Annotated in this window: 13 protein-coding genes and 1 tRNA gene; 9 read left to right on the top strand and 5 right to left on the bottom strand. The window is 61.1% G+C overall.

Annotation, left to right across the window (positions count from 1 at the left end; translation table 11 throughout):
* The first annotated feature begins 501 nt into the window (after window positions 1-501).
* From AC1DVV_RS13065 to AC1DVV_RS13085, 5 genes are all read left to right on the top strand, one after another.
* Window positions 502-1191 (top strand): hypothetical protein, encoded by a 690-nt coding sequence (locus AC1DVV_RS13065; protein ID WP_477707204.1) that lies wholly within the window; start codon window positions 502-504, stop codon window positions 1189-1191.
* Window positions 1188-1733, top strand: coding sequence for a GTP-binding protein (locus AC1DVV_RS13070; protein ID WP_477702247.1), 546 nt, complete (start codon window positions 1188-1190; stop codon window positions 1731-1733). Before AC1DVV_RS13065 ends, AC1DVV_RS13070 begins: the two co-directional genes overlap by 4 nt.
* Entirely contained in the window at window positions 1730-2116 is a 387-nt protein-coding gene (locus tag AC1DVV_RS13075; protein WP_477702246.1) for a roadblock/LC7 domain-containing protein, read from the top strand. The genes AC1DVV_RS13070 and AC1DVV_RS13075 overlap by 4 nt, the downstream gene beginning before the upstream one ends.
* Complete coding sequence (locus AC1DVV_RS13080; protein ID WP_477702245.1) at window positions 2113-2475, top strand: hypothetical protein; 363 nt, start codon at window positions 2113-2115, stop codon at window positions 2473-2475. The genes AC1DVV_RS13075 and AC1DVV_RS13080 overlap by 4 nt, the downstream gene beginning before the upstream one ends.
* A gap of 80 nt (window positions 2476-2555) precedes the next feature.
* Window positions 2556-2915: a hypothetical protein gene (locus AC1DVV_RS13085; RefSeq protein ID WP_477702244.1), complete on the top strand. Its 360-nt coding sequence runs from the start codon at window positions 2556-2558 to the stop codon at window positions 2913-2915.
* Between the two features lie 484 nt (window positions 2916-3399).
* Here AC1DVV_RS13085 and AC1DVV_RS13090 read toward each other — a convergent pair.
* Both AC1DVV_RS13090 and hrcA read right to left on the bottom strand, forming a co-directional pair.
* Window positions 3400-3476 (bottom strand) — tRNA-Ile (locus tag AC1DVV_RS13090).
* Window positions 3477-3500: 24 nt separating this feature from the next.
* Window positions 3501-4520 carry a heat-inducible transcriptional repressor HrcA gene (hrcA, locus tag AC1DVV_RS13095; RefSeq protein WP_457282186.1) on the bottom strand — a complete coding sequence of 340 codons (1020 nt, stop codon included), beginning with the start codon at window positions 4518-4520 and terminating at the stop codon, window positions 3501-3503.
* A gap of 49 nt (window positions 4521-4569) precedes the next feature.
* Here hrcA and AC1DVV_RS13100 point away from each other — a divergent pair, with 49 nt between their 5' ends.
* Genes AC1DVV_RS13100 through rapZ form a run of 3 tightly spaced genes read left to right on the top strand, consistent with a single transcriptional unit; the run spans window position 4570 to window position 7973 of the window.
* The gene (locus AC1DVV_RS13100) at window positions 4570-5445 is read left to right on the top strand and encodes an NAD kinase (protein ID WP_477666678.1); all 876 of its coding nucleotides are present in this window, start codon (window positions 4570-4572) and stop codon (window positions 5443-5445) included.
* 18 nt (window positions 5446-5463) lie between these two features.
* On the top strand, window positions 5464-7107 hold the full coding sequence (recN, locus tag AC1DVV_RS13105; protein ID WP_477666677.1) for a DNA repair protein RecN: 1644 nt from the start codon (window positions 5464-5466) through the stop codon (window positions 7105-7107).
* The gene (gene rapZ / locus AC1DVV_RS13110; RefSeq protein WP_477666676.1) at window positions 7107-7973 is read left to right on the top strand and encodes an RNase adapter RapZ; all 867 of its coding nucleotides are present in this window, start codon (window positions 7107-7109) and stop codon (window positions 7971-7973) included. The genes recN and rapZ overlap by 1 nt, the downstream gene beginning before the upstream one ends.
* Window positions 7974-8022: 49 nt before the next feature.
* On the opposite strand, the gene mutY is transcribed toward rapZ, so the two are convergent.
* The 3 genes from mutY to mutM form a co-directional block, all read right to left on the bottom strand.
* Complete coding sequence (gene mutY, locus AC1DVV_RS13115; RefSeq protein ID WP_477666675.1) at window positions 8023-9102, bottom strand: A/G-specific adenine glycosylase; 1080 nt, start codon at window positions 9100-9102, stop codon at window positions 8023-8025.
* A gap of 54 nt (window positions 9103-9156) precedes the next feature.
* Window positions 9157-11133, bottom strand: a complete 1977-nt coding sequence (locus AC1DVV_RS13120) for a dynamin family protein (protein ID WP_457282191.1) — start codon at window positions 11131-11133, stop codon at window positions 9157-9159.
* 71 nt (window positions 11134-11204) lie between these two features.
* Complete coding sequence (mutM, locus tag AC1DVV_RS13125; protein ID WP_457282192.1) at window positions 11205-12020, bottom strand: bifunctional DNA-formamidopyrimidine glycosylase/DNA-(apurinic or apyrimidinic site) lyase; 816 nt, start codon at window positions 12018-12020, stop codon at window positions 11205-11207.
* 118 nt (window positions 12021-12138) lie between these two features.
* Here mutM and AC1DVV_RS13130 point away from each other — a divergent pair, with 118 nt between their 5' ends.
* On the top strand, window positions 12139-13911 hold the full coding sequence (locus tag AC1DVV_RS13130) for a tetratricopeptide repeat protein (protein ID WP_477666674.1): 1773 nt from the start codon (window positions 12139-12141) through the stop codon (window positions 13909-13911).
* Window positions 13912-13916: the final 5 nt, after the last annotated feature.

The following is a 13916-nucleotide window of genomic DNA, read 5'->3' on the forward strand; positions in this document are numbered from 1 at the left end:
GGCATCCCGCGCCGTCTCCGATTCGGGCCGTACAGGGTCTACTTGCAGACGACCACGTATTAATCGACATGGAAATCACCTTCCGGCGTCGCATGTCAGACACGGCGAGCCAAAAGACAAGAAGAAGAGCATAGGGGCGACGTCAGTGATGCGTTCGGCTATATCGGTTGCCCTGAGAGAGAGAGTTCCAGTTCCATCGCTCATAGGCTACCCACTCGTCAAGGCGCGGCGGCCTGCGACTCGAATTCATAGTCAGGTAACCGGGTCAATTGTGCGCATTGAGGCCTTGAATTGCGCTGAATCATGGCCCGCACTGTGGGACCGCCGGGGCAGCAGTGTTGCCAAGCGAGACGCCCTGCGCCACGTTGCGTGATTAATGTCACAAAATTATTAGCACACTTAATAATTCCTGCGCGCGGCGCCCAAAGTCATTTACATTTTGAAACATAACTACTATAAAACAAGCAGGATCCTACTAAAACTAATCACAAAGAACCAATCATGATTATCGGCGTCGAGGGTTTGTCAGCAGCGGAAGTCAGTCTGCTGCGGACCATTCTGAAGCTCAGCACGCAGTTGGTGATCGACTGGACCCTGAGTGAGCAAGGCCACTGCGACGTGCTGTTGACGGCGCTTCCCGTCCCGCCCGAGCGCGTTCATGCCGGCCCCGCAGCCCGGATCATGGTGCCCATCGTGCGGMGTGGGGAAAGCACAGGCGGCGAGTGTCTTGAGCGGCCTTTCAGGGCGGAAGATTTTGTGGCCTTGCTGGGACGGCTCGCACCAGCGTTGAAGATCGACACCCTGCCGGCGCACCGGCTTGAAACTTCCCCGGCAGCCGCGGCTCCCACCAACAGGCGAGGCCGCCTGAAGCGCTGGCCGCCTTCCTATCTGATCGGCTCCAGCCGCGAACGCATCCAGCTGGCGACGCTGTTGTCGCGGCGCTCCCGGTCGGCGTGTGAGTTGAGCGCGGTCGCCGGCTATCCCGAATCGGCGTGCGGTGCTTTCATGCTGGAGCTTGAAGAGCATGGCCTGCTGAGCTGGGAACTACCCGGCCAATCCGCCCCCCTCCAGCCAGCAGCAGCCCCCCTGCCCATCCCCGCAGCCGCGGGCCAGATCGACGGCGTGCCGGGCTTCCTGGGCAGCATACGGCGCCGCCTGGGCTTGAGCTGGAACAGCCGGAGCGCCGGATGAGAGAACACAAAATCGTTTTCACCGGCACCATGGGTGCGGGTAAGACCACCGCGATCGCAGCCATCAGCGAGACACCGCCGGTAGTCACTGACGTGGCCAATAACGACGCGTCGCTCGGCAAAGCGAAGACGACGGTCGGGCTGGATTTCGGGCAGCTCACGCTGGACACCGGCGACAGGCTGCGTCTGTTCGGAACGCCAGGCCAGGCGCGCTTTGATTTCATGTGGCGCATCCTGGCGCAGAACGCGCTAGGCATCATCATCCTGATCGATAACTCCCGACCCGATCCCCTGGCCGACCTGGATGCTTATTTGCAGGGCTTTGCAGACGTGCTGGCGCACACCCCCTGCACCGTGGGCGTCGGAAGAATGGACTCGCACACGCAGCCCGACCTGGACGCCTTTTCGGCCCGGCTTGAACAGCACGGGCTGGTGCTGCCGGTTCTGGCCGTGGACGTGCGCCGGCGCGAAGACGTGGTGCTGCTGATCGACACCTTGCTGTCGCAGGTGGAATCCTTCATGACAGGGAATGAAACAACATGACGATGGTGAGCGAGACGGTCCGCAGCGCGGCCCAGGACCAGGCACGCAGGATGCTTGAAGAGGTGAACGGTGTGGTGGCCGTGGTGGTCGCCACGACCGATGGCTTCGACATTGCCAGCGCGGTGACGCGTGACATCGACCCGGTGCGCGTGGCGGCACTGGCGAGTTCGATCTCGGCCATAGGAGCCGTGGTGTCGCAGGAGGCCCGGCTAGGCCGCAGCCGCAGCGTCACCATCAACACGGACGCGGGCTTTGCCTTCCTGAGCGCGATCCACCGCAAGGACGTCGACCTCGTGGTGAACGTCATCGCCAACGAACACGCCATCCTCGGGCAGGTGGCCTACCGCTCGGGCGAGTGCGTCCGGGCACTGGAAGCCGCGTGAACACGCAGCACGTCTCCGCCGAACTGGCATGCATGGCCCTGACGCCGGGCGTGAGCGCCTGCGCGCTGGTGGATTCGGCCACGGGCATGGTGTACCTGTCGGCGGGAAACCATCCCCGGATCGATGCAATCGCCGAGGCGGCCAGCGACTACTGGCGGCTGCACGCACGCAGCGGCATTCCGTTCGCCGATCTGGGGCCGCTCCAGGCCATCTCGATGATCCACAGTGACGGAGTGCTCAGCCTGATGCCGTGCGGCGAGGGCATTGTGATGGCCACCCTGTCCGGGCGCATGGCGCTGGACATGGGCGCCTGGTTCCAGAAGGTCGGCCGCCTGGGCAGACTGATAGGGCAGGGATGAATTCATGGGAAACGGGAATGATGGCGCGCATGCCTTTCCCGTATCCCTTCTCAAAGCATGCGCGCTAGGACTTACCCAACATGACAACCATCAAACAATCTCTCGATGAACTTCTCACCCTGGACGGAGCGCTGTGCGCCGCCGTCGTCGACTCCTCCAGCGGCATGATGCTGGGCTCCGCCGGCACGGGGGTGGACCTGGAAGTGGCCGCCGCCGGCAACACGGAAGTCATGCGCGCAAAGCTCAAGACCATGCGCTCGCTGGGCCTGAACGACGTGATCGAAGACATCCTGATCACACTGGGCAAGCAATACCACCTGATTCGCCCGCTCTCGCGAAAGGAAGGCGTTTTTATCTACTTCGTGCTGGACAAGGCCAAATCCAACCTGGCCATCGCCCGGCGCAAGATGCAGGACATAGAGAAAGACTTGAGCTTTTAAGGCTGCCGTTTAAAGGGCAAGCACCCACGCGGCGGCCTTTGGGCCACGAGCAATGCTTTTTTAGCTCTGTCGGATAATTATTGAAGCCATACTTGGAGTGAACCCCTCCGATCCAGCTCGAGGGGTTCACTCCAAACTCGAGTCAGACTTCAGCGCAATTCAACACAATCTACGTAATTCAGCGCTGAGAGTGCAGCAAAAGTGCGCGCCGGCACTGCTAGAGTGCCCAAGGAGTGACCTGCAAATGCTCTTGTATGGGTGAAAACCAAGGCACGGGCCATCCTGCGGGGCGTTGGTACGTGATTTCAGGCACATGCGCCGTAAGCTGGGGTGAACGCAACTATTTTTCGAGTCTTTTGAAGCCGATGTAAGTCGGCACCGGCAGATATTCCCCCGGCCCTCCTGGATTCCAGTTCTTTAGGATCTCAGATGGGGGAACACCCCAGAGCCCGAAACCGGACGCCGAGGTGCACATGAAGATAAATGGTAGGGCGTGAGTGACTTGAACACTCGACCAAAGGATTATGAGTCCTCTGCTCTAACCAACTGAGCTAACGCCCCACTCAAGGGATCGATTGTAAGGGCCTACTTGCTATGGCTGAGCGCGGTGCTCACCAGCTTGGAGGTGATGTCGACAATCTGGATCATTTTTTCGTAGGGCATACGCATGGGCCCTATCACGCCTAGGGTTCCCACTACCTGTCCGTCGACTTCATAAGGGGCCGTCACCACAGACAGCTCCTGATACGGAATGACCTGGCTTTCGCCGCCGATGTAAATCCGGACTCCCTCGGCGCGGCTCGAAACATCAAGGAGCCGCATCAGCTGCGCCTTTTGCTCGAAGAGATCAAAGAGCTTGCGCAGGTTACCCATATCGCTGGAGAAGTCGCTGACGGCCAGCAAATTGCGTTCGCCGGAAATAACCACCTCGTCGCGCGATTCGATGGCCTCCGAGCTGACCTTCACCGCCGCCTGCATCAACGTAGCGATTTCACCGCGAAGGGCTTCCACCTCGTTCTTCAGGCGCTCCCGCACCTCTTCGATCGCCATGCCGGCGTAATGTGAATTGAGGAAATTGGCCGCTTCAACCAATTGGGACTGCGTGTAGTCCGCCTCGGTGAAGATAACCCGGTTTTGCACATCGCCATCGGGCGAGACGATGATCACCAGAAAACGTTTTTCGGACAAGCGCAGGAACTCGATATGGCGAAATACCGACGTCCGGCGTGGCGCCATGACGACACCCACGAATTGCGACAGGCTCGACAGCATGTGTGCCGCATTGCTGAGTACTTTTTGGGGTTGATCAGGTGCCAGCCGCGGCGCACCGATATGGCCCGACGACGACAAGGAGTCGCGCTGGGTAGTCAACATCGTGTCGACAAAGAGCCGGTAACCCCGCGCTGTGGGAATACGCCCTGCCGAGGTGTGCGGGCTGACAATCAGGCCAAGCTCCTCCAGGTCGCTCATCACATTGCGTATGGTGGCCGGAGACAGTTCAAGGCCGGAAGCTTTGGAGAGCGTACGCGAACCTACCGGCTGTCCATCGGCAATGTAGCGTTCAACGAGTGCTTTCAGCAGCAATCGGGCACGATCATCAAGCATGGTGCCATTCTACGAAGCTTCGGTTGCCATGTTGTGATGTAATTTGCCGATGAAGTCGCAATTTCGCCATGTCGCATTGATCGGCAAGTACCACGCACAAGGTTCCCGGTCAGCACTGGAGGAGATCGCACACTTCCTGGGCACCCAGGGTTGCGAGGTGGCGATCGAGCAGGACACAGCCAGCAACACCGGCCTGACCCGGTTCCCGACTCTTGACGCAGCCGGCATAGGGGCCCAGTGCGACCTCGCCCTCGTCGTAGGGGGAGACGGCACCATGCTGGGTATAGGCCGGCTGCTGGCCCAATTCGGCATCCCCCTGGTGGGCATCAACCAGGGCAGGCTGGGGTTCATCACCGATATCGCCTTTGAGGACTACCAGAACACACTCATCCCCATGTTGCGTGGCGAGTATGAAGAAGATCGACGCTGGATGATGCAGGCCGAGGTCGTGCGTGACGGCAGGTGCGTCTTCAGTGCCACCGCCATGAACGACGTCGTCGTGAACCGTGGAGCGACCGCCGGTATGGTGGAACTCCGCGTGGAAGTGGATGGCCGCTTTGTGGCGAACCAGCGTGCGGACGGCCTGATCATCGCTTCGCCGACCGGCTCCACGGCCTATGCCCTTTCAGCGGGCGGGCCCTTGCTGCACCCATCGATTGCCGGCTGGGTGTTGGCGCCGATTGCACCGCATACCTTGTCCAACAGGCCCATTGTGCTGTCGGACTCGGGCGAAATTACCATTGAAATCGTCTCTGGCCGCGACGCCAGCGCCAACTTCGACATGCAGTCGCTGGCCAGTCTGTTGCATGGCGACCGCATCACTGTCAGGCGCTCCGAACACCAAATGCGTTTCCTGCATCCCAAAGGCTGGAGCTATTTCGACACACTCCGGAGAAAGCTGCACTGGAACGAAGGCGTGGCCTGACCGGCCAGGATTCAAGTTATGAGCCTCAAAACCATATCGCTTCGCGACTTTGTCATCGTCCACAAGCTTGAGCTGGATTTGTCCAGCGGCTTCTCGGTGCTCACCGGTGAAACCGGTGCGGGCAAATCGATCCTGATTGACGCACTGCAGCTGGCGCTGGGCGCCCGAGCCGATGCTGGTGTGGTTCGCGAAGGTGCCGCACGCTGCGAAATCAGCGCAGAGTTTGACAGCCCCGCCGGCCTGGCCCCCTGGCTGGAACAAGCCGGCTTCGACAGCAGCGAAACCCTGCTGCTCAGGCGCACGATAGACGCGCAAGGTAAAAGCCGCGCCTGGATCAATGGCAGCGCGGCAACAGCCACCCAGCTCAAGGACATCGCCGACCAGCTGGTGGACATCCACGGCCAGCATGCGTGGCAAAGCCTGACCCGTCCCGACGCGGTACGCGGTTTGCTCGACTCCTATGCGGAAGTCTCTACCGGCGAGTTGTCACGCCTCTGGCAACAATGGCGGTTAGCCCAAAAAACGTTGAACGAAGCACGCGAAGCGCAAGACAGCCTGCAGCGCGAACGCGAACGGCTGGCATGGCAAATCGGCGAGCTCGACAAGCTGGCGCCCGGGGCCGCCGAATGGGACGAGCTAAATGCCCAGCATGGGCGGTTGTCCAACGCGCAGGCTCTGCGCGATGCCGTACAGGCCGCCGTCGACGCACTGCAGGAGTCTGACGAGAACGCCACCGCACTGCTGGGACGGGCCATTGCATCGTTGCAAGGCCAGGAACACATCGAACCCGAGTTCAAGGGCATCCTTGAGGTGTTAAATGGCGCTCTGGCCCAGATGGAAGATGCGGTGCATTCACTCAACGGCTATGCACGGCATGCCGAGCTGGAACCCCAACGGCTGGCCGAACTCGACGAACGTCTTTCGCTGTGGGTCAGCCTGGCACGGCGCTACAAGCGCACCCCGGCCGAACTGCCCGAACTGCTGGCCTCCTGGCGGGCTGAGCTGCACAAACTCGACGAAGCCGCCGATCTGGTTCAACTGGAAAAAAACGAAAGCCAGGCAAAGTCAGCCTACCTGGACGAAGCCGGGCAGGTGTCGAAGGCGCGCAACAAAGCTGCACCCAAACTCGCCAAAGCCATTACCCAGGCCATGCAGGGCCTCGGCATGCAGGGCGGAAAATTCGACGTGGCACTCAACAAACTTGAGCAACCAGCCCAGCACGGGCTGGAGCAAGCCGAGTTCCTGGTAGCGGGCCATGCCGGCAGCACACCTCGCCCCGTGGGCAAGGTCGCCTCCGGCGGCGAGTTGTCGCGCATCGCGCTGGCCATCGCCGTCACCACCAGCCAGTTGGGGCAGGCGCAAACGCTCATATTTGATGAGGTTGATTCGGGCGTGGGGGGTGCCGTGGCCGAAACCGTCGGACGGCTGATGAAACAACTGGGTAAAGACCGGCAGGTCATGGCTGTCACCCATCTGCCGCAGGTAGCGGCCTGTGCCGACCAGCACCTTGTCGTTGCCAAGCGAGCCGAAAACGGCACCACCCTCAGTACCGTAGACCATGTGAATGGGGAACAGCGCGTGGCTGAAATCGCCCGCATGCTCGGCGGTGAGCGGCTTTCCGGCACCACGCTAGCCCACGCCAAGGAAATGCTGGGACAGTGATGGCAGCACTGGAAATGGTTCTTATCACCGGCATGTCGGGTTCCGGAAAATCGGTTGCCCTGCATGCACTGGAAGACGCCGGTTATTACTGCGTGGACAACCTTCCACCGGAATTGCTGACGCCCTTCGTCGCACTGGAGCAGCAGCACGGCGCCCAGAAAGTTGCCATTGCCATGGACGTGCGAAGCGCAGTCTCGCTTCCCCTGGTACCCCAGCAGCTGCGACAGTTGCGCGCCTCCGGCGTGGCGGTGCAATCACTCTTCCTGGATGCAAACACGGAAACTCTCGTGCGCCGCTTTTCCGAAACGCGCAGGCTTCACCCTCTGTCGCGCATTGACGCTTCCGACCAGCACCGGGCATTGGTAGACGCCATAGAGCTGGAGCGGGAGTTGTTGGGCGAAATGCGCGAGCAGGCCCACGTGCTCGACACCAGCATGATCCGCTCATCACAGCTACAGGGCTATGTAAAGTCGCTGATCTCCGCTCCCAGCACCCAGCTCACGCTGGTGTTCGAGTCGTTTGCCTTCAAGCGGGGCGTGCCGCTGGACGCGGATTACGTGTTTGACGTTCGCATGCTGCCCAACCCGCACTATGAGTCGGGTCTGCGCCACCTGACCGGGCTTGATGAGGCCGTGGCAAGCTATCTCAAGGCCCACACGGAAGTGGACGACATGTTCCGCCATATCGAGCAGTTTCTCAGCCATTGGCTGCATGCACTGGTACGTGACCACCGGAGTTATGTGACCGTGGCCATCGGCTGCACCGGTGGCCAACACCGTTCCGTCTACCTTGTCGAGGAATTGGCCGCAGCTTTCGGCCAACAATGGCGAACGCTGAAGCGGCATCGCGAGCTCGACGCCGTTTGAGTCCAGATAAGGCTGGGCACGGCCTCACCTTCCAGTACAGCGGGCAGGCCTAGGCGTCCCGTTCCAACAGTTTGCGTATGGGCGCGGGCAGCCCCAGTGCAGGCCATTCGGCGGGGCCGAACCACGCACCGGGCCGTTCATCCGAAACCAGAGACCTGGGCATGGTTTGCCCGGCCCGAAAACCTGCGATCCACGGCGACAGGTGCAAGTCCTTGTGTGTCAGCACGTGGACAAAACCTGGCAGTGGATCGAGCCTTTCCCGCAAGGAAGCCGGCAAATCCGCAGTCAGTGCCTCATCACTCTCGAAAACCGGCAGGCAGTAAAGCCCACCCCAGATTCCCCGGCTGGGGCGCTTTTCAAGCCAGACCGAACCATCCGGCTTCTGCGCCCACAACAGACTCAGCGACTGCGCACTGCGCTTGAGCTTTCGTGTCTTCACGGGATATTTGCCGGGATCACCGGCTGCAAAACCGCGGCACAGGTTTTGTACCGGGCATAACAGGCACTGGGGCTGGCGGCCCACGCAAATCGTGGCACCCAGATCCATCAGTCCCTGCGTATAGCGCGGCATGGTTTCGGGCAGGTCCTGCTCAGGCAGCAGCTCTGCAGCCGTGTTCCAAAGCGCCCGTTCATTGGCACTTTGAGCCAGATCGGCGGAAAAACCCAGAACCCGCGTTAGCACCCGTTTGACGTTGCCATCCAGAATCGCAACACGTTCGCCAAAACAAAACGAGGCGATGGCCGCGGCGGTTGAACGGCCTATGCCTGGCAGGGTCTGGAGCTGCTCGGCCGTCTCCGGAAATTGCCCGGCATGCAATGCCACTACATCCTGAGCGCAGCGGTGCAGATTGCGCGCACGGCTGTAATAACCCAGCCCGCTCCATAGACCCAGCACATCGTCTTCGGAAGCCGCAGCCAACTCCTTCACCGTCGGGAAGCGTGAAAGGAATCGCGCGTAATAATCCAGAACCGTTGCGACCTGAGTCTGCTGCAACATGATTTCAGACAGCCACACGCGGTAGGGATCGCGTGTGTTTTGCCAGGGAAGGCTATTGCGTCCGTGCGAAGCCTGCCAGCGCACAATTTCCCCGGAAAATCCGGGCAACTGGCATGAGGCCGTTTGCTTCACAGCAACCGATTTCCGCCCCGAAGGGGTCTTGGTGGGTCGCGACCGCGTCAACGCTCAGGCAGCCTCGGGCACCGCGGCATTTTCTGCAGTAGCGGCACCATCCGGCGTCTTGGACTGCGTTGAAGAGCCCATCAGATGGGAAGTCAGCTCCGTGAGCTTGTTGTCCAGCTCATCGAGTACGCGCTCCTGGATATCGATTTCAGCGATCCGTTCATCCAGACCAGACGCCGCTTGCTGGATGCGCTCGATAGCTTCAAGCCTGCGGCCGAAATTGCGCCGCCGCTCGCGCAACTGCGCATCAAGCTGCGATGCCGCTGACTTGTTCCAGAGCTCCACTTCGCCAAGGGCGGATTCGTAGACCACCCGCAGGCGCGTGGCGAGGGCACGTACCAGCCTCTCGGAAAATTCCGGCTGGGAAAGTTTCAGAACATTGCCCACACCAAGATATTGCAAATGGCTGCGCTCAATTTGCTCCAGGTCGTGTTCATAGCGGATCAGCTCCGGCTCTTTTGGCGCCTGCAGCGAAAAACTGAACTCGGCATTGAGCTGGCGAAAGGAGGCAGTCAACATGGACTGGATTTCACTGCTCATGATCTGCGACTTCTGCAGTCCCTCGCGAAGGCGGGAAAAAGTCTGGCCATAAGCCTTCTTGACGCCCAGCTTGATGCCCGGCTGCTTCAGGGCATGCGTCAGCTCGGCCAGTTCTGCCTTGAGCGTCGGCGTGCTGAGCAGATTGAATACGTCACGGAGCAATTTGAGGTGGACAGAACGTACCGCGTGAATTTTCGAGCCGCTGGTGTCGAACTCAGCCTGCTCCTGCTCGATGCGGCTGCGCATGTGCTTGATGACCGAGACGTTCTTTCCTCTCAGGCCACGCAACTCAATCATCTGTTCGGCCAGATCGCGCCGGCGGATGTGCATGGCCCGCCCCGCTTCGGTCCGGAGTTCGCTGATACCGCCCGACACCGCAGTACGCAGGATTTTTTGGCGCTGTCCCATCACGCCCTGCCCCAATGCCAGCTCGAGGGCCGGCAGGTGGCTGGCTTCCAGCAAGGCCTTGTCTCGCGTGACCTTGGCCACCAGCCCTTTTTGGGCCGATACGGGAATGACCTGGGATTCAGGCAGGCCCAGGATTTCAGCAGATGTTGCACGCTGCTTGTCGATCTGTGCCTGTACTTGTTCGGGCGTGCTTAACGCATCCCAAAGGGTGTCGATCTTGTTGAGCACCACCAGGCGCGCATCGGTGCCGTCACCGTCGGTGATCAAATGCTCGCGCCAGATGGCAAGGTCGGACTTGGTAACACCGGTATCGGCCGCCAGGATGAACACCACGGCATGGGCCTGGGGGATCAGGCTCACCGTCAATTCGGGTTCTGCGCCAATGGCATTGAGACCCGGCGTATCCAGGATGACCAGGCCCTGTTTGAGAAGCGGGTGCGCAATATTGATCAGTGCATGGCGCCACTTGGGCACCTCTATCAGGCCGTCAGCGCCTACGCGCGGGTTGTCTTCCGGGCTGCTGTCATGCCAGAACCCAAGAGAACGGGCTTCGTCCTGGGTGACATGGCGAACTTCGGCCACTTTCTCGAGCGCCTGCGCCAGTTGCGCCGGGTCATTCACGTCCAGATCGATCCGCGTCCATTTTTCGGGTACCGCGCGCCACTCCATGAGGGCCTGCTTCTGCAGGCGCGTTTCGATGGGCAACAGGCGCAGGCAGGGGGGCACATCCGCGTCGTAGCCCAGCTCGGTCGGGCACATGGTGGTGCGGCCAGCGCTCGCCGGCATGATGCGGCGGCCATAACCGGCGAAAAATATCGCATTGATGAGCTCGGACTTGCCGCGCGAGAATTCGGCCACAAAGGCGACCATGACCTTGTCGGAACGTACCTGTGACTCGAGCCGCTGCAGGCGCTCCTCAACCGCTGCATCCAGCAGGTCATGGTCCTTCATCCACTCTGCAAGCAGTTTCAGGCGCAATGCGAATTCGCGCCGCCACGTGCCGTGCTGGTCAAATTGTTCGTTAAAAGACATCGGTCTACCGTAAAGTGTGTCGGTCAATATAGCATCGCAAACCCGAAAGAACCATTGGCGCGTCTACGGACTCAAGGTTTCTGGCAATTCGCACAGTAAAAAGTGGACCTTTGCCCCTGCCGGAGGGTCTTCACGGGTGCTGCGCACACCCGGCAGGGCAGGCCGGCGCGGTCATAAACCATGGCTTCCAGCTGGAAATAGCCCGATTCACCCTGTGCATTCGAAAAGTCTCTCAGGGTGCTCCCCCCCTTTGTAACAGCTTGGGCCAGTACCTGGCGGATCGCCCCGTGAAGCAAGGCCGCGCGGGGCTTGCTGATCCGGTTTGCCCGGGTGGTCGGCCGGATTCCAGCCAGGAAAAGGGCTTCCGACGCATAAATATTGCCGACACCAACCACGGCCTCCCCGCCCAACAGCACCTGCTTGATCGCCGTTTGCCGCAGTTTCAGCGCCTGGTGAAAGCTTTCCGCGTCAAAAGCGTCAGTCAGCGGCTCGACGCCGAGCCGGCCAAGCAGCTTTTGGGCGGCAGCCGCGCCTTCATCGCTGGCATACACCACAGCCCCGAACCGGCGCGGGTCGTTCAAACGCAAAGTCCCCTGGCTGGTGGCCATTTCAAAGTGGTCGTGCTTGCCCAAGGCGGGGAAACCGTCGCCAAAAGCCACACTGCCGGACATTCCGAGGTGGATCAGCAGCAGCCCGTTGCTCAGGTCCACCAAAAGATACTTGCCGCGACGGCGAACTGCCAGCACCTTCTGGCCGGCAAGCTTGTGCGGCGCGCAGCCCAGCGGCCAGCGCAGGGGCTTGCCCATCTGGACGCGCTCAATGACGGCGCCGGCGATACGGTCCGCAAAGCTCAACCGGGTGACTTCAACTTCTGGCAGCTCAGGCATGGTTTTGTAAATAAGGGCGCTGCTGCATGGCGCAAGAAGGCAGCGGTGGGCCAGCCGAAGATCAGGGCCGCGGCGTAAAGCGGCAGCGCAGCCGGGAAGCTTCAATTATCATGGTTCGATGAAGAAAAAAATTGGCCTTGCCATCAGCGGCCTGTGGCTGGCTGTTCCCCTGGTCCTGGCGCAGACCGAAGAACCGCTCCTGGCTGCGCCCTCAACGCTTGTCGAGGCCAAAGCCGCACAGGAAGCGACTCCATCATCGCAGCTGGATGGGGCCCTTTTTTACCAGCTGCTGGTGGGTGAAATGACCCTGCAGGAAGGCGAGCCCGCCGCAGGATTTGCGCTCATGCTGGACGCCGCCCGCAAAACCGGCGATGCGCAGCTCTACCAGCGCGCTACGGACATCGCACTGCAGTCGCGCTCTGGCGATGCCGCACTGCAGGCAGCCCAGGCCTGGAAGGCAGAGCAGCCCGCCTCGCGCGAGGCAAACCGTTATGTCCTGCAGATCCTGGTGGCATTGAACCGGATTGCCGACACGACCGAACCGCTGCAAACCGAAATCCGGCTTGCTCCGGAAATGGAACGCGCTGCGGCATTGACTGCGGTACCCCGGATTTACGCGCGTGTTCCCGACAAAAAGCTGGCCAGCACGGTGGCCGAAGAAGCGTTGGCCACCTACCTGAACAGTCCCGCCACCGCCAGCGCCGCCTGGACCACGGTGGGGCGTATGCGGCTGGCCGCCGGCGACAGCAACGGCGCGCTTGCGGCAGCCAGGCGCGCACAGGCTGCAGGCCCGCTCTCCGAAGGCCCGGCCCTGGTCGGGCTGGAACTGATGGACCCGAAACAGCCTGAAGCAGAAAATCTGGTCCGCAAATACTTTGAAGGCAACGCCAAAGCCCTGCCCGAAGTGCGGATGGCCTATGCGCGCGCGCTGCTGGATGCCCAGCGCTACGCCGAAGCCGCCGCCCAGCTGCAAGTGGTGACCCGCGAAAAACCCGAGCTTCCCGAAGGCTGGCTGGTACTGGGCTCCCTGCAATTGCAGGACAACCAGCTGGCACAGGCACAAACCTCGCTGGAGCGCTACGTCACCCTGGCCCAGCAGCAGACAGCCGAAGGCGAGCGCAACCGCGGCCTGGCCCAGGCCTACCTCTCGCTGTCCCAACTGGCCGAAAAACGCAAGGACTATGCGGCGGCAGAAAGCTGGCTGGCCAGGATTGAAAATTCCGCTGACCTGACCCAGGCCCAAACCCGGCGCGCCTCTATCCTGGCCAGCCAGGGCAAACTGGAAGAAGGACGCCAGCTGATCCGCAAGCTCCCCGAACGCAACGCTGCAGACGCAAGACTGAAATTGAACGCGGAAGTAGGCCTGCTCCGCGAATTCAAGCAGTACCAGCTGGCCCATGATGTGCTGGCGCAAGCCCTGGCCAGGAACCCCGACGAAACCGAACTGCTGTACGACCAGGCCATGATGGCTGAAAAGCTGGGTTCGATGGATGAAATGGAACGTCTGCTGCGGCGCGTCATCCAGCTCAAGCCCGACTACCACCACGCCTACAACGCCCTGGGCTATTCATTTGCGGATCGCAGCGTGCGCCTGCCGGAAGCGCGTGATCTGATTCGCAAAGCGCTCGAATATGCGCCCGCCGATCCATTCATCAAGGACAGCCTGGGCTGGGTCGAATTCCGAATGGGCAACACCTCGGAAGCCATCAAGATCTTTGAAGCCGCTTACAAAGCCAAACCGGACGCCGAAATCGCGGCCCACTTCGGTGAAGTGCTCTGGACAACAGGCCAGCGTGACCGCGCCGTGGCCATCTGGAAAGAAGGCCGGCTGCTGAGTCCCGAAAACGAGACCCTGCTCGAGACGCTCAAGCGCCTGCGCGTGAAGCTGTGACGGGA

The sequence above is a fragment of the Polaromonas sp. P3_B4 genome (assembly GCF_056402835.1).